Genomic DNA, 15,589 nt, shown 5'->3' with positions numbered 1-15,589 from the left:
ATCACCCTCATGGCCGCCAGCCAGTCCGACACACCCAAAACAGCTCCTTTCGTCCTGCTCTGGAAACAGATGCGGGGATTCAGGGGGAAATACGCGTGGGCCATCGCCGCGCTCTTCCTTTTCACGGCGATCAACTACGTGGCCCCGCTTGTCGCGAGCGCCACCATCGACTTCGCGCTTTCCGGCAAGCCGGATGACAGCCGTCCCATCACATGGATCATCGGCCTGATGGGTGGTGCGGATTTCGTGAGGGAGCGCCTGTGGTTCCCCGCGCTGCTGATGGTTCTGCTCACCGTCATCGCGGGTGGTTTCAGTTATCTGAAAGGCCGTTTCGCGGCGGAGGCGTCGGATGGCATCGCGCGGCGGTTGAAGGACCGGCTTTACGACCACCTGCAGCGCCTGCCCGCCCGCTACCATGACCGCGCGGAGACGGGCGATCTCATCCAGCGCTGCACCTCGGACGTGGAGACGCTGCGCATGGCGCTTGCCGCGCAGGTGGTGGAGGTGAGCAACGCGGTCCTGCTGCTGCTCACCGCCCTGCCGGTCATGGTGATGCTGGACGGACGGATGACCCTCGTTTCCTTCGCACTGGTGGTGCCGATCATCCTCTTCGGCTACATTTACATCGGCAAGGTGAAGCACCTTTTCGCGGAAGTCGCGGAGTCCGAGGGCCAGGTTACGCGCGTGGTGCAGGAAAACCTGACGGGCCTGCGCGTGGTGCGCGCCTTCGCCAGGCAGGATTTCGAGATCGATAAATTCGCGGCGCCCAACAAGCTGTATCGCGACCGCAGCCTGAAGCTGCTGCACCTGATGGCCTGGTATTGGTCCGCCTCGGATCTCATCGTGGTGACGCAGCAGGGCATCGTGCTCTTCACGGGAGCCTGTTTCATTTCGCAGGGCTCGCTGACGGTGGGCACGCTGTTCGCCTTCCTCATGTTCCTGAACATGCTGCTGTGGCCCGTCAGACAGATGGGCCGCACGCTCACCGATCTGGGGAAATCCGTGGTCGCGCTGAACCGCATGGGAGAGATCTTGTCCGAACCCGAGGAGAGCGTGCCTGCGGGTTTCGTGCGGCCATCATCTCCCGCCGCCGGGAAGATCGAGGTCAGGGATCTCGTCTTCGGCCACGGCGAGGAAAACGCGGCGATCAATGGCATATCCTTCACCGTGGAGCCGGGCGAGACGCTGGCGATCCTCGGGCCGTCAGGCTCGGGAAAATCCACCATCATGCACCTGCTGCTGCGGTTGTATGACCACACGTCCGGGTCGATCCGATTCGACGGCAGGGAGCTGACGGAGCTGGACCGGCAATGGGTGCGCTCGCAGTTCAGCGTGGTGATGCAGGAGCCGTTTCTTTTTTCCAAAACCATCGGCGACAACATCCGTCTCGGACGCGGCGGCGCGGAAGCCGAGCAGATCCATGAGGCCGCGTTGTTGGCGGACATCCACGATACCATCAAGGGATTCCCCTCGGGCTATTCGACCCTCGTCGGCGAGCGTGGCATCACCCTCTCCGGCGGGCAGCGCCAGCGGGTGGCGCTCGCACGCGCGCTGCTGCAGGACACACCGGTCCTCATGCTGGACGACGCGCTGAGCGCGGTGGATGCCGAGACGGAAGCCACCATCCTCGAAGCGCTGCGCAGCCGCCACGGCAGACGCACCACGCTTGTCATCGCCCACCGCCTTTCCACACTCGCGCATGCGGACAAGGTTATTGTTTTGGAAAAAGGCAGGATCATCCAGCACGGAACCCACGCCGAACTGGCCGCGCGGGAAGGACTCTACCGGCGCCTGTGGACCATCCAGAACGCGCTTGAAAACGAAATGTCACAAGACACCGCACCATGAAGGACGAACCCCAGGAAGATGTTTTCAGCGACAAGCTCGACCTGAGCCTGTGGGTGCGTGTGTTCCGCCACGCGCTGCCCTACAAGCGGCTGCTGGTCCCGCTCGCCATTTCCGCCGTGGCCATCGCGCTGGTGGATGCGAGCTTCGCGCTCGTCACCCGCTGGGCGGTGGATGACGTGGTGAAGGCCGGAGCCATGCCGGACCTCCTGCCGCACATCGCGGTTTATGCGTTCCTGTCATTCTCCCTCGCGGGTGGTGTCTGGGTATTCATCAACTCCGCCGGCGGGCTTGCCAACAACATGAGCCACGACATCCGCGAGGAGTGCTTCAGGCGCATCCAGGAACTGGAGTTCGCCTACTTCGACCACCGCCCGACGGGTTGGCTCATTTCGCGGCTGACGTCCGACTGCGACAAGCTCGCGCGCATCATCGCGTGGGGCAGTCTCGATCTGGTGTGGGCGGTGTGTCTGGTCATCATGATCTCGGTGATCCTCGTGGTGCTGCATCCGGTGCTCGGACTGCTGGTCTTGTCGGTGGTGCCGCCGCTCATCCTCGTGAGCGCCGTCTTCCAGAAAAAGCTGCTGCTCAGCTCGCGGGACACGCGGAAGTTCAACTCGATGATCACCGCCTCTTTCGCCGAGGCGCTGCAGGGACTCCGCACCAGCAAGACGCTGGTGCGCGAGGAGGAGAACCTGCGGGAGTTCCAGGGACTGTCCTCGCAGATGTATGGAGTCTCCATCCAGAACGCGCTGCAATCCGCCGTATACATCCCCATCGTGCTCACCCTCGGCAGTGTCGCCGCGGGCATCGCCCTGTGGCGTGGCGGATCGGGCGTGATCGACGGCAGCCTGTCCCTCGGCACGCTCGTCGCGTTCATTTTCTACGCGGGCCAGTTCTTCAACCCGATCAACCAGATCGCCCAGGTGCTGGTGCAGATGCAGGGCGCGCAGGCCGCGGGCGAGCGTGTGCTCAGCCTGCTCGCCACGGTACCGGGCATCAGCGACAGCGATGATGTCAAAGAACGTTTGGAAAAATGGGACAAGCCGGAACGCCCGGCGGACCTCGCGCCGGATGGTTATGAAAAAAACATCCGCAGTTTGGAATTCCGTCATGTGGATTTCTCCTACACGGATGGCGAATCCGTCCTGAAGGACTTCAACCTGGCCGTGGGTGCGGGAGAAACCATCGCGCTCGTCGGCGCCAGCGGCGGGGGCAAGAGCACCATCGTCAATCTGGCGGCGCGCTTCTACGAACCCACCGGGGGACAGATCCTGGTGAACGGTCACGACCTCCGCGAGCGCGGGCTGGCGTGGTACCAGTCGAATCTCGGGATCGTCCTGCAAGGGCCGCACCTCTTCAGCGGATCCGTCAGGGAAAACATCCGCTATGGCAGGCTGGACGCGACGGATGAGGAGATCGAAGAAGCCGCGCGCGGCGTGAACGCGGATGAGTTCATCCGCTTGCTGGAGAACGGCTACGACACGGACGTGGGCGAGGGGGGCAACCGCCTTTCCACCGGCCAGAAGCAGCTCGTTTCCTTCGCCCGCGCCTTGCTGGCGAATCCACAGATCTTCATCATGGACGAGGCCACCTCATCCATCGACACGGAGACCGAACAACTCATCCAGCAGGGTTTGAAAGCGATCTTCCATGGCCGCATCAGCTTCGTCATCGCGCACCGGCTCTCCACCATCCGCACGGCGGACCGGATCCTGGTGATTGAGAAAGGCAGGATCATCGAGAGCGGGACGCATGTGGAACTCCTGAATGCGAAGGGCCACTACCACGCGCTCTACACGCGGCAGTTCCAACAGGAACGCGAGGCGAGCATGTTCGATGCCGTAGGGTGATGACGGATGCAGGTCCCTTTTCCCCAAGTTCAATCCGGGCGGAATGCGGCGAACAGCGAGCGCAATTCCTCGTCCACCATCGCGGGGTCGGCGAGAGTGCGGGCGATCTCCACGCGCAGGAGGTGGCGGTAGCGTTTGCGGAGCCGGTGCACGGCGACACGGGCCGCTCCGGGGGTGATGCCGAGGATTTCCGCGACTTCCGCATAGGAGGCCTCGCTCCCGGCGGTGTTGAGGAAGTCCTTCAGGATTTCGAAGCGATCCTCGCTTCCTTCCGCGGCGGCCTCGTCCCTCAAATGTCCCAGGACGAGTTCGAGCAACTGCACCCCCCATTCACGGTCGTAGGCATGGTCCGGAGCGGAGTGAGAATCATCCGCCAGATGGAAGCGGGAGTCCGCGTTCCGCCAATCCAGCGAGATGTGGCTGGCATCGCCGCCTCGTTTCTGGCAGCGGGTGGTTTCCCTATGGTTCGCGAGGAAATTCTTCAGCGCCGCCAGCAGGAACGCGCGGAACTTCCCGCGTTCCTGATCGAGCTGCTGCCAGGGTTTCCGTTCCAACAGGTCCATGAAGAACGCCTGCGTGAGATCCTCCGCCTGTTCCCTGGTGTGGCCGTAGCGGCGGACGAAGGCGTAGAGCGGAAACCAATACGCCTGGCAGATCGCCTCCAGCGCCACTTCCGCCGGGCGGCTTTCCCCTCCTCCGGCGGATGCGACGAGGGTCCAGCGGGTGGTGAGGAAGAGGGGGTTTTTCAAAGGGATGGGCATCGTCCGGCAGTGGTTTATTGGATGGAGTAGGAGAAGACACGCCAGTGTCCATCTTCCTGATAAATGAGGGTGACTATTTCCTCTGCGACGCTTTTTCCTGTGAAATCCGAATGAAACAAAAAGACGTGGTATCTCCCTGGGGGAAATCCCTTTATTTCTCCGGTCTCCATCGTGGAATGGAGCTTGCGTCCTACCACGTCTCCCAGCGGTTGTCTGACAGCCTTCATTTTTTCGATCCAGGCGGACTGGGAATCCAACATGCTTGTCAGGGTGGATACTCTGGCCCACGCCTCATCGTATTTCCCGGCGTCGATGGCTTCCAGCCACTCCTCCACAGCCCGGGTTTTATCCACTCTTTTATGCCTCCGTGTTTTTTCAGGAGGTGTCGGTGCCGGAGGCCGTTGGAGTGTGGGGATGGCAACGTTTGTCCATGCCGAATCCAGAAACCGCCATTGCCGGTCGTCGGGCAGCGAACTTTTCAGAAACAAGGTGAGCATGCCGCACCAACTGACCGCCGCGACAAACTTGCCCAAGCGCCCCGCCTTTTCCGAAAGGCCCGAGATCATGGCGGGAATCCCGGCAAGGAGTGCGACCGCTGGCATGAGTTGTATTCCGGGATCCCCGAAAAAGTTAAAAAGGACGAAGACTCCCCATGCGCCGATGATCAGAAACCCGAGGCTGATTCCAGCAGACGTTTTGGAAGCCGGTGCGGAATGGGATTTCCGGCGATATGAAAGGCACAGCAGGCCGAGCGCCGAGAGAAAGATGCCGGACATGACATCCCTTCTCAGCCGGGTGACGAATTTTTGATCGAGTGCCCAGGAATCCGTGCCCGCGCCCGACGACCTGTATTCGGACCAGCTGATCGTTTCCCGGAGCGGGTCGTTATTGCCACGATTCAATGCCTCTTTCACTGCGGATCGTGCGGCATCCAGGGTTTCCCTGGCCTGCTTTTGGTCCGGGCCGCTCACGCTGATCCGCCAGAGGTTGGTAAACTTCGTGCCATCATGCGACCGGAACTCGGTATTCCCGTTCTGTGACGACAGGCTGATACCCGGAAAAGGCCGCAACGCCTGTTTGATGACTTCCTCCGCCTCACGGGTTTCCTGCCCGGGAGCATTGAAGAAGGCTTCTTCCCGGTATTCTTCCGGCTTGCCTGCCCGGTCGAAGACCGGAAGCGCGACTGATAGGGGCAGGCACAGGATCAGCAGGACGCCGGCGATTTGCGGCAATGACGGTTTGCGCGCGGCCGGCGGAGACTTGCCGGGGCTGCCGGCTATCTCCTCCACCCGCGTTTTCAAGTCACCCGCTTGTTGGAACCGGAGCGACGGATTCTGTTGGAGGGCGCGGATGACCACTTCGTCGAGCCGGACATCGATCACTGTCCGGCTCGATGGCGGAGAGATCGGCTTGTCCGGCAGCTCGCCGGTGAGCATCTGGTAGAAGATCACGCCGAGCGCGTAGATGTCCGCGCGGTGATCGACACCGGACGGGTGGTCGATCTGCTCGGGAGCCATGTAGGCGGGAGTGCCCATCAGTTTTCCCGCTTCCGTATAGGCAGGAATTTCCGCTCTCAAACGGCTTCCGGATTCCACGTCTCCGGAAGGCGGAGACATGCGGGAGGACTCCGGGTCTACGAGTTTCACGAGCCCGAAGTCCGCGATCTTCACATTCCCCTGGCGGTCCAGCAGGATGTTCTCCGGTTTGATGTCGCGGTGGACGATGCCCCGGTCATGCGCGTATTGCAGCGCGTCGCAGATGCGCGGAACGATGGTGAGGGCCTCGCGGGCGGACAGGCGCTCGCCCATGAGCAACTGGCGCAGCGTCACGCCATCCACAAATTCCATCAGGAAGAAAAACAGGTCTCCGCTGCGGCCGAACTCGAAGAGTGAGACGATGCCGGGGTGGTTCAGCTTCGCCAGCGCGCGGGCCTCGCGGGAGAAGCGTTCGGAAAACGCGGGGTCCCGGGCGATGTCGGATGGCAGGATCTTCAACGCCACCACGCGGTCGAGTTCGGTCTGGCGCGCCTTGTAGACGGCGCCCATGCCGCCGCGTCCGACGAGTTCCAGAACCTCAAGCGACGGAAAAAGCGGCGCGAGCTCCCCGACGGAGGGCGGGATGAAGGCGGAGCCGGCGATGTTCGATTGCGAATCGAACGCGCCCTGCTCGAACATGCATGCGGGACAGAGTCCGCCCAAGGCCTGCGCGGGCAGCGGCGTGCGGCATTGCGGGCAGAGAGGGGTTTCCATCGGTGAGTCTGAAGTTGAAGCGTCCACACCCTGTTCAGAAGGATTTTCATCCGGGCGTTACCGGATTTTTCAAACGCCGTTTTTCGCCTGATGGGCAGGTTGCCTTCACACGATCCTGATGCCGAAGCTGGACAGCAGGCTCACCGCCTCCGGGAGATCGAACTTCGCGCCCTTGACCTGGTTTTCCCGGACGTCGATGGCATAGTTCCTCGCTCCTGTGAAATCCGCGCGGCTCAGGTCCGTCTGGAGAAAGACGGTGTCCTTGAACTCGCAGCGGGAAAAATCCGCCTCGCGGGCGACGGCGTCCACAAAGGTGACCTCCTTCAGCCGGCTGCCGGTGAAGCGGATCTTGTTCAGCTTCATGCCGAAGAAGCTGGAGTAGTCGAGCTGGGAGTCCAGGAACGAGGCATCGAACGAAAAACCCACCTTGTGCCAGGCGATGCCGTGGAGCTTGCAGTTCCGGAATGTCACGGAGCTGAAACTCGAACCAACGATGCCGGCGAGGGTGAGGTCGCATGTATCAAACAAGCAGTCCTCGAACGAGCAGTCGCTGAAAACGGTGCGCTCGAAGGTGCAGTTTCTGAATTCACAGCCGCAGAACTCGACGCGTCCGACCGTCCGGTCGCTCCAGTTTTCCCTGAATGTTTCCGAAGTTTGAAGAGAGCCGTTTGCCGGGACGTCAGCCATGGCAGGATGCTGGCGGGTGGTCGGGGGAATGGAAAGGCGGGAGTCCTATGCTTTTCCGTCCAGCGTTCGGATCCATCGCTCCAACAATTCGTGCCTGCCCGGTCCCTCCACTTCCAGGCGGAGATCCGGCAGGAGATGGGCGGTGGCGGAGAGCGACTCTCCCTTGTGTTCGTGGAGGATGATGGATTCGACAAATTCCCGAGCTCCCACCTGGTGGGCGAGGGTGCCGCGCTCGACCATGATGACGCTGCTCCATGGGCCATTGACATCAGGGAAAACCCCGGGCGGGAGATCCTCAGCGCCCAGCGACTCGATCCGGCGCAGGTCCGCCAGTTGGTCACCCACGTCTCCCTGCCCGAGCCGGAGTGGCAGGAGGTTCATGGTGAATCCGGCGGTGCCGGGTTGCGGCGGGCCGGATCGGACCTGCTCGACCACCACGGAGGCCGCTCCCGAGCGCCGGGCAAGAGCCTTGCCCCATGACTCGATGAGGAGTGTCGCGGGAGTGACGCCCCCGGCTGCGGCCCGTGATTCGAGCTTGCGGAGGATGTCATCTCCCAACCTGCGGACGGCCGGCGTGTCGTTGGGGAAATCCTCTTCCGGCGCGGAGGAGGGGGCTTCCATGTCCGCGAAAACGCGGCGGAACATCGTGTCGCCCAGCGATCTCATCTCCGCGGTGGGTGGCGGCCACTTGGCAAGTGCGAGCGGCCCGGCCGCTTCACCCGCCACGCGTTTCAAAAACCCGTGGAGGATCCGCGCGATGGAGCGGCCGTCCAGCAACGCGTGATGGAACGTCCAGACAAACCGCATTTCCTCCGGCCAGAACGCCGCACGCCATGGGACGGCATGGGGGAAAAGCAGCGGACGATGCCGGTCGTTCTCCAGCCAGTCATCCCAGCAGGCAGGTGCCGGTCCATGGCTTTGGTGGATGTCACCCGGAGTCACGAATTCCCAACCGCCGGCGGCTTCATCCTCCACCAGGAACGCGAGGCGCAAGGCTTCGGTCTCTCCGACGGTTTCCTTCCACGCGGAGATGATCCGGCCGCCTGCCAGTGATCGTGAGAAGCGTATCTCCACCTGCTCCACATGGCATCCGGCATGCGGTGCCAGAAGCGAATCCCGCAGCATCACACGTTGCAAGGGAGCCAGGGAATGCGGAATCGGAAGAGTGGACATGCGCGCGTCCCCACGCTGGACTCTCCGCGACGGATCATCCAGCGAAACTCTTTTTCAATTCGCCGCTCGACCCTTCCCCCTCCATCCACTATTTCTTCGTTTCGTGAAAGAAGAGCTGGCACTCAAGGATGAAGCCAAGCCCCTCCCGCTTCCGGGACGGGACGCCATGCCTTGGTCCCTGCCCGAGGTCCGCATCGTCATCATCTATTTCATCCTCGCCAGCGCGTGGATCGTCAGCTCCGATAAGATCCTGACCAACACCGTGCCTGATGAGACGGAGTCGCATTTCATCCAGTCGATCAAGGGGCTGAACTTCGTCATCACCACGGCGATCCTTTTGTTTTTCGTCCTGCGCCGGGCGTATCGCGGCTGGCGCAAGGCGGAGCGGCAGCGGCTGGCGGTGATCGAGAGTTCCCGCGAGAAATTCCACAAGCTTTCCTCCCGCATCCAGAGCTTGCGCGAGGAGGAGCGCACCCGGATCGCCCGGGAAATCCACGACGAGCTCGGCCAGCTTCTCACCGGCATCAAGATGGAACTCCGCCTCGTGGAAAACCGGATCTCGGACCGTGACGATCCCACGATGAATCCGGCCATCGACAAGCTGGTGGAAATTTCCGAACTCGTGGACGAGACGATCGCCTCCGTGCAGCGGATCGCCACCGGCCTCCGCCCGAGCAGCCTGGACCACCTCGGCCTGGGCACCGCACTGCTGGATGAGGCGGTGCAGTTTTCCGCCCGCAGCGGCATTCCCTGCGCCATCGTGGTGGAGGACTGCCCCAACATCCTGCCGCGTGAGATCACAACCACCACCTTCCGGATTTTCCAGGAAGCCCTGACAAACGTCGCCCGCCACGCGGGGGCGCGGCACGTCGACGCGCGGGTCTCGGTGGACGAGGATGTCCTGAAGCTGTTGATCCACGACGATGGCAGGGGAATCGATCCCAAGCTGGTCGAAGATCCGAAATCCCTCGGCCTGATCGGCATGCTGGAGCGCGCCGTGCACGTCGGCGGCAATGTCACTTTCACGCCCGGTCCGGAAAAAGGAACCGACGTCACCTTCACCGTCCCCCTGCCGCCGAACGAAACAACACCAGGTTTACCATCATGAAAGCGCTGATCATCGACGACCATTCCATCGTCCGGAGGGGCCTCGCCTCACTGCTGCAGGAACATTTCAAGGATGTCGTGGTCGGAGAGGCGGGCGACGCCTATGAGGGGCTGGCCGCCGTGCTGAAGGACCAGTGGGACATCGCCATCGTGGACATCAGCATGCCCGGCCGCAACGGGCTGGAACTCATCCAGGACATCAAGCGTGAGAAGCCGGACCAGCCGATCCTCGTCATCAGCTCGCATGCGGAGAGGGACTATGCCCTGCGCGCGCTGAAGCTGGGGGCCGCCGGATATGTTTCCAAGCAAAGCGCGCCGGACGTGCTTGTCACCGCCGTGCAGCGGGTGCTCGCGGGACGGCGGTACATCAGCACCGCATTGGCCGAGCATCTTGCCGGGGCGCTCGCGGGAGAAACAAACGCCGCTTCCCATGAGACGCTTTCCAACCGGGAGCTTCTCGTCCTGCGGCTGATCGCTTCCGGAAAAACCGTCAAGGAGATCAGCTCGGACCTGAGCCTGAGCGTGAAGACCGTGGCCACCTACCGCAGCAGGATCGCGGAAAAGATGGGGCTTTCCACGAACGTGGAACTCACCCGCTACGCCATGCAACATGGTCTGGTGGAATGAATTCCCGGGCCTGTAAGTAAAATTGCCGACACGACCCTGCTTTTTTCCTGATGGGAAAATCAGGATAATGCCAATATGTTTTTCCATTGGCCGTGTCATGATTCTGCCGTGGGCGCCGCCCATGACAGCTTTGCCCGAGAGCCACGAGTGTGGGTCGCGGTAGGGTAAAAACTAGAACGCCGTTTTTCCGGGGGGGAGGACGGCGTTCTTCATTTTACGGGGGGAACGCGAAACCGGAAGGACCGACTCCGGCTGCCCCGATCTGTGCGGGTTGATGATTGTTACCCCGATCCCAGATCCCGTTTTCTCTGTCTTGCCCGTCGTGTTTTCAACGACTAGCCTTTCCGGAGAATGAGCGACGCACCGCTGGAAAACGAACCGAACCGAAGACAGTGGATCGGTTTCTGGAGCATGATCGCGCTGCAGACGCAGAACGCCTTCAATGACAAGATGGCCCAGTTCACGCTCATCCCGCTGGGCGCGGCGGTGGGATTTCATTTTCTCATCCCCGGAGCCGGCCTGGAAGTGGACGTGCCTTCCGCCGCCGGGCTGATGATGGCGCTGCCGTTCGTTCTCTTCGCGCCCATCGCGGGCTGGGTGAGCGATCGTTTTTCAAAACGGGACGTCATGCTCGGAGCGGCTGTCCTGCAGGCGCTAGTGCTCGCGTGGATCTGTGGGGCGGTGTTCCTGCGGAGCATGCCGCTGGCGTTGTTCGGATTCTTCGCGCTGGCCGTGCAGTCGGCGTTTTTCAGTCCGGCGAAGATGGGGATCAACAAGGAGCTGGTGGGTTCGAAGCATCTCGGCTTCGCCACGGGCATCCAGCAGATGACCTCGATGCTGGCCCTGCTCTGCGGGCAAATTTTCGCCGGGTGGCTTTTCGACCACCGTTTTGACGGGCATGGCGGCGGTGCGGAATACGCGTGGCAGGCCGCGCTCGGACCCCTGCTTCTGCTCGCCGTGTTCGCGGTGCCCGCGCTGGCGATCATGTTTGCCATCCCACGTGTCCCGGCCCAGCACGGCCCGCCGTTCACGAGGAAACTCGCCATCAGCCACTTCCTGAATCTCGCGGATCTCTGGCGGGACCGCGCCCTCCGCCGCGCGTCGTTCGGCGTGGCGTTTTTCTGGGGATTCGCCGCGTTCATCAACCTGTGGTCGGTGAAACTCGCCAAGCAGATGACGGGCGGTGGCGAGGGCTTCGGCATCCAGTCGTCCATTTTCATGGCCGCCGCGTCGCTGGGAATGGCGGCGGGGTTCGGCAGCGCGTCCGTCCTCATGCGCCGCCGCATCGAACTCGGATGGGTGCCCGTCGCGGGCGCGCTGATGACGCTCGCCGCCCTCTCCCTCGCGCTCCTCACTCCCGGCGACATGTGGTTTCTCGCGGCCCTGGGTTTCCTCGCCTTTTCCGCAGCCGTCTTCCTCACGCCGCTCAATGCCTGGATGCAGGACCGCTATCCGCCGGACAAACGCGGCGAACTCCAGTCCGCCGTCAACCTGCAGGACTGCTTCGCCGGGATCATCGCCGTCATTCTCATCGCCGTCTTCGAATTTGCGGCGAAATGGTTCCACCTCTCCGATGCGGTGGGGTTCCGGTTGGAAATCGCCTTCATCGGCCTCACCTGCGGGGTGATGACGCTGTCCGTCATCCGGCTGCTGCCCGGGGATTTCCTGCGTCTCGTCGGCTGTGCCGTCATCCGGACCCTCTACCGCATCCGGACGGTGCATCCGGAGCGGATCCCGGCGAAAGGCGGGGCGCTGCTCCTGCCGAACCACGTCACTTTCGCGGACGCGTTTTTCATATCCGCCGCCTGCACCCGCCCTGTCCGCTTCGTGATGGACGAAGCGTTCACGGCGAATCCCGCGGTGAAGCTTTTCACCAGCATCTTCCACACGGTGAACATCCGCCGCGAGCAACCGCGCGAGGCCATCCGCATCACCATCGAGGCGCTGCAGAATGGCGATCTCGTCTGTCTGTTTCCCGAGGGCCAGCTCACCCGCACCGGCACGCTGAACGAGCTGCACCGCGGCTTCGAGCTGATCGCGAGAAAAGCCGGCCACCCGCTCATCCCGCTGTGGATGGATGGCTCGTGGGGATCCATCTTCTCCTTCGAGCGCGGCAGCTTTTTCCGGAAGCTTCCCTACCACCTGCCCTACGGCCTGACGGTCGCCTTCGGGAAGGAAATGGAACCGGAAACGGCGGACATGGCGACCGTCCGGCAGGCGCTCCAGACCTGTTCCGCCAAGGCCATCTCCCACCGCTATTCCAAGCCGGCATGGGCGAAACGGGTTCCGGTGGTGAAATGCGGCGCGCTGAAAAAATTCCGCCCGCGTGAAGGCGACGAGCGCCGCAGACTGTGGGCGAACGGCCACCAGATCGGCCAGGTCAGCGCGCTCCAACGTCACGAACCGTTCTTCGTCCTCAAGGAAGATCCCACACTCGCCGAATTTCCCGCCCTGCTTCTCACCTTCCCGGAGCTTTACCAAAGCGAGGTGAAACTCCGTGACTATGTGGACGGCACCCTGCATGCCTGCTGGGTGGGAGGCGATCTTCTCCGCGAGATGCTCGGCACCACCCAGCTTTGCAAACCCGTCGAGTTCTACGACTTCGGATCCCAGGCGCTGGTGCCCGTCTACCGTGCGGAAATCCTCCACCTTCCCTGCCTCGCCGTCGACGGCAGGGTCATTTCCATGTCCATGCCGGACCCCGTCCGCCCGAACGCCCACAGCGATCCACAGGTCGGCCGCAAGCCCGGCACCTGGGGCAAGCTCCTCCCCGGCTGGGTCCTCCTGCCCGGCCCGGACGGAAACCTCCGCGCCTACGGCCCCGCCGCACCGCAAGAGGGGCTGCCGCTTCCGGACAAGGCGTTCCTCGACGCGGAGGGATTCCTCACCGCTTACAAGGCACCGCCGAGGCGGTGATGTTCGTGTCGCTTCAGGTGGGCCTGCCGATGTTGTTCCGGATTTCAGACAGTCAAGGCACCGCCACCACTCTCACTCTTGCGAAGCGCGGGGTGTCTTCGGTCGCGGGCGCCCGCACGGTGACGCGTTCCCAATCCGCGTCGATGGATTGCACGATCTCGTCGCCGCTGTGGTTTTGCCATGGCCCGTTCAGGTCGGTACAGAACTGCGGGGTGTAGGTGGGGCCGGAGCTGCCGGAGGCCTTGAGGCGGACGTATTCGATGGTAAGGACGTGGCCTTGCGGACCTTCGGCGAGGGTGATGGAGGGCAGGCCGGTGGTGCCGTTACCGGGGACGAGGGCGGAGCTGCCGGGAATGAGCGGATGGAGGCGGAAGGCCCGTTCAAGGAGATTTACGACTCCGTCGTGATCCGGGTCGGCGAGGTCGGCGGCGGTGCCGGTGTTTTTTAAATTTCCGAAATAAGTGTCACGCCAGTATTCCGTGGGAGTGAGGCCGGACAGGGTGGCGAATGCTCCAAGCGCGCTGTATGCGGTGCCGTTGACATTGGTGGCGTAGGCCCGGTAGGCGTAAACAGTGCCCGCGGTGAGGTTGCCGTTCTGGAGTTCGAAGGTACCGAGGCTGCCGGCACTCGTGCCCAAGGCCACTTCATTGCCGCCGAGCCGTGGATCCGCGTTGATATCGGCCGGGGAAAAAACGATGCCGCGTGCGGTGATCTCGGAATTGCCGATCGAAGTGACCTCGCCGCCGAAGATGCCGGAGGTGGAAGTGATGGAAAGCACCTGCTGGCCACGGACGGTCGGCAGACCAGCGGTGTCGTAGACAAAGAGTTGGGCACCGGTATCCTCGGTCGTCGCCACGAAGTAAAGTCTGGTCCCTACCCATTTCAGATTGGCTGGGGTCGAACCACCGGTACCCTCCGCGAGGTCGCTTACCATCACGGTTCCGCCGGCGGTGCCGTCGCTTTTCCACAACTCGTGGCCGTGCATGCCGTCTGATGCGGTGAAATACAGGATCCCGCCGGCTTCCGTCAGAGCGGTGGGAGCGCTGGAACCGGGACCCGGGAAAATGTCGCTGACCATCATGGTGCCCGCTTCAGTGCCGTCGCTCTTCCACAGCTCATGACCGTGGGTGCCGTCGGAAGCGGTGAAATACAAGGTGCCGCGGACGTCCGTCAGATGGGCGGGATCGCTGGGGTTGTTTTCCGGATTGATCTCCCTGACCTGCACCGTGCTTTCCGTGGTTCCATCGCTCTTCCAAAGCTCGGTGCCGGACATATGGGTGGAGGCCCGGAAATACAAGGTGTCGCCGACAGCTGTGAAATCGTTGGGATCGTTCCAAACGGGGCCTGAATTGAGATTCATCAACAGGACGGTGCCCGCCTCGGTGCCGTCGCTTTTCCACAGTTCACCTCTATAAGGAGTGTCAGAGGCTTGGAAAAACAGGTTGTCGCCCATTACGACGAGGTCGGAGGGCTCGCTTGATCCGGCACCGGGATTGATGTCCCTGACCCGGACGGTGCCCTCCGTGGTGCCGTCGCTTTTCCATAATTCGATGCCGCCGGTGCCATCGTCGGCACTGAAATATAAACGGCCGCCCATGGCCCTGAGATAAGCGGGATTGCTGGAGGCCGTTCCCGGGTTGATGTCCCTGACCCGGACGGTGCCCGCCGTGGTGCCGTCGCATTTCCACAACTCGGTGCCGTGGGTGGCGGAGGTGGCGGTGAAGAAGAGCTGGTTTCCGACGAGCGTGAAATTCGCTGGATCAGAGCCGACTCCGGGAAAAACCGAGGGGTCGGTGAGTGCCTCGAGGCTCGCGGGCTGGGCGGGTGGGACCAAGGCGGTGATCCGGTAGGACCGCGTGGTCGAACCGTGCCGGGTGTTGATCTGGATGGTATTCACCCCCGCTTGCACCGGGATGGCTCCGCTCGGGGTTCCGGCGTCCACGGGGGTGCCGTTCACCGTGATGGTGTCGTTTTTGTCCGCAGTGGTGGCGGTGAGGGAAATGGCGGAGGCTCCGGCGGGGAGTGCCATGCCATACTGGAAGTTATGGCTGGAGAATGCCGGGGACAGGGTGCCTGTGGAGGGCACGAGGCGGGTGAGGAGGGCATAGTCAGCCGAGGCCGCCATGGCGGGCTGGACGTGGACCAGGACCGCAAGCAGGTGGATGGTGAAAAGCCAGAGGCGGAAGGTCCGGCTACGGAGGGGTGGATCAATCATAGGGGCAACATGTTTTTGGCCGGATTCAAGGGGATCGTCACGATCTATTCTAACGGATTTTTCCGGGTGCATCGGGTTTGGAAGAGGTGGGCGGGATTTGCACGGTCAAGAAGCCAAGGGAGAGAGGACCGGGACTGGCGGGAGAGACAGGCTGCG

Annotated in this window: 10 protein-coding genes; 5 read left to right on the top strand and 5 right to left on the bottom strand. The window is 62.6% G+C overall.

The features are described from left to right. Nucleotides 1–9 precede the first annotated feature (9 nt). Together JIN84_RS02795 and JIN84_RS02790 are read left to right on the top strand one after the other, a co-directional pair. A complete protein-coding gene (locus JIN84_RS02795) occupies nt 10–1,848 on the top strand; it encodes an ABC transporter ATP-binding protein (protein WP_200349486.1) in 1,839 nt (612 codons plus the stop codon). Further along, nucleotides 1,845–3,698 carry an ABC transporter ATP-binding protein gene (locus tag JIN84_RS02790; RefSeq protein WP_200349485.1) on the top strand — a complete coding sequence of 618 codons (1,854 nt, stop codon included), beginning with the start codon at nt 1,845–1,847 and terminating at the stop codon, nt 3,696–3,698. The genes JIN84_RS02795 and JIN84_RS02790 overlap by 4 nt, the downstream gene beginning before the upstream one ends. Nucleotides 3,699–3,727: 29 nt before the next feature. Here JIN84_RS02790 and JIN84_RS02785 read toward each other — a convergent pair whose 3' ends face one another. From JIN84_RS02785 to JIN84_RS02770, 4 genes are all read right to left on the bottom strand, one after another. Next, a complete protein-coding gene (locus JIN84_RS02785) occupies nt 3,728–4,447 on the bottom strand; it encodes an RNA polymerase sigma factor (RefSeq protein ID WP_234043153.1) in 720 nt (239 codons plus the stop codon). 26 nt (nt 4,448–4,473) lie between these two features. After that, nucleotides 4,474–6,708 (bottom strand): protein kinase domain-containing protein, encoded by a 2,235-nt coding sequence (locus tag JIN84_RS02780; protein ID WP_200349483.1) that lies wholly within the window; start codon nt 6,706–6,708, stop codon nt 4,474–4,476. Nucleotides 6,709–6,813: 105 nt separating this feature from the next. Then, nucleotides 6,814–7,395 (bottom strand): pentapeptide repeat-containing protein, encoded by a 582-nt coding sequence (locus tag JIN84_RS02775; RefSeq protein ID WP_200349482.1) that lies wholly within the window; start codon nt 7,393–7,395, stop codon nt 6,814–6,816. A gap of 45 nt (nt 7,396–7,440) precedes the next feature. Beyond that, nucleotides 7,441–8,568: a condensation domain-containing protein gene (locus tag JIN84_RS02770; protein ID WP_200349481.1), complete on the bottom strand. Its 1,128-nt coding sequence runs from the start codon at nt 8,566–8,568 to the stop codon at nt 7,441–7,443. 103 nt (nt 8,569–8,671) lie between these two features. Between JIN84_RS02770 and JIN84_RS02765 the strand changes: the two genes are divergently transcribed. From JIN84_RS02765 to JIN84_RS02755, 3 genes are all read left to right on the top strand, one after another. Then, nucleotides 8,672–9,676, top strand: a complete 1,005-nt coding sequence (locus JIN84_RS02765; protein WP_200349480.1) for a sensor histidine kinase — start codon at nt 8,672–8,674, stop codon at nt 9,674–9,676. After that, nucleotides 9,673–10,302 carry a response regulator gene (locus JIN84_RS02760; RefSeq protein WP_200349479.1) on the top strand — a complete coding sequence of 210 codons (630 nt, stop codon included), beginning with the start codon at nt 9,673–9,675 and terminating at the stop codon, nt 10,300–10,302. Before JIN84_RS02765 ends, JIN84_RS02760 begins: the two co-directional genes overlap by 4 nt. 351 nt (nt 10,303–10,653) lie before the next feature. Beyond that, a complete protein-coding gene (locus tag JIN84_RS02755) occupies nt 10,654–13,218 on the top strand; it encodes an MFS transporter (RefSeq protein ID WP_200349478.1) in 2,565 nt (854 codons plus the stop codon). Between the two features lie 52 nt (nt 13,219–13,270). On the opposite strand, the gene JIN84_RS02750 is transcribed toward JIN84_RS02755, so the two are convergent. Further along, nucleotides 13,271–15,433 carry an ELWxxDGT repeat protein gene (locus JIN84_RS02750; RefSeq protein ID WP_200349477.1) on the bottom strand — a complete coding sequence of 721 codons (2,163 nt, stop codon included), beginning with the start codon at nt 15,431–15,433 and terminating at the stop codon, nt 13,271–13,273. Between the last annotated feature and the right edge of the window lie 156 nt (nt 15,434–15,589).

Origin of the sequence: Luteolibacter yonseiensis, from assembly GCF_016595465.1 — a bacterium.
Taxonomy (GTDB): domain Bacteria; phylum Verrucomicrobiota; class Verrucomicrobiia; order Verrucomicrobiales; family Akkermansiaceae; genus Luteolibacter; species Luteolibacter yonseiensis.
The sequence above is the reverse complement of the archived record's forward strand: the minus strand, read 5'-3'. Positions and strand labels throughout refer to the sequence as shown.

Coding starts and splice junctions, on each gene's coding strand:
- JIN84_RS02755 (WP_200349478.1), top strand. CDS start 10,654: ATGAGCGACGCACCGCTGGAAAACGAACCGAACCGAAGACAGTGGATC.
- JIN84_RS02795 (WP_200349486.1), top strand. CDS start 10: ATGGCCGCCAGCCAGTCCGACACACCCAAAACAGCTCCTTTCGTCCTG.
- JIN84_RS02760 (WP_200349479.1), top strand. CDS start 9,673: ATGAAAGCGCTGATCATCGACGACCATTCCATCGTCCGGAGGGGCCTC.
- JIN84_RS02790 (WP_200349485.1), top strand. CDS start 1,845: ATGAAGGACGAACCCCAGGAAGATGTTTTCAGCGACAAGCTCGACCTG.
- JIN84_RS02750 (WP_200349477.1), bottom strand. CDS start 15,433: ATGATTGATCCACCCCTCCGTAGCCGGACCTTCCGCCTCTGGCTTTTC.
- JIN84_RS02775 (WP_200349482.1), bottom strand. CDS start 7,395: ATGGCTGACGTCCCGGCAAACGGCTCTCTTCAAACTTCGGAAACATTC.
- JIN84_RS02780 (WP_200349483.1), bottom strand. CDS start 6,708: ATGGAAACCCCTCTCTGCCCGCAATGCCGCACGCCGCTGCCCGCGCAG.
- JIN84_RS02770 (WP_200349481.1), bottom strand. CDS start 8,568: ATGTCCACTCTTCCGATTCCGCATTCCCTGGCTCCCTTGCAACGTGTG.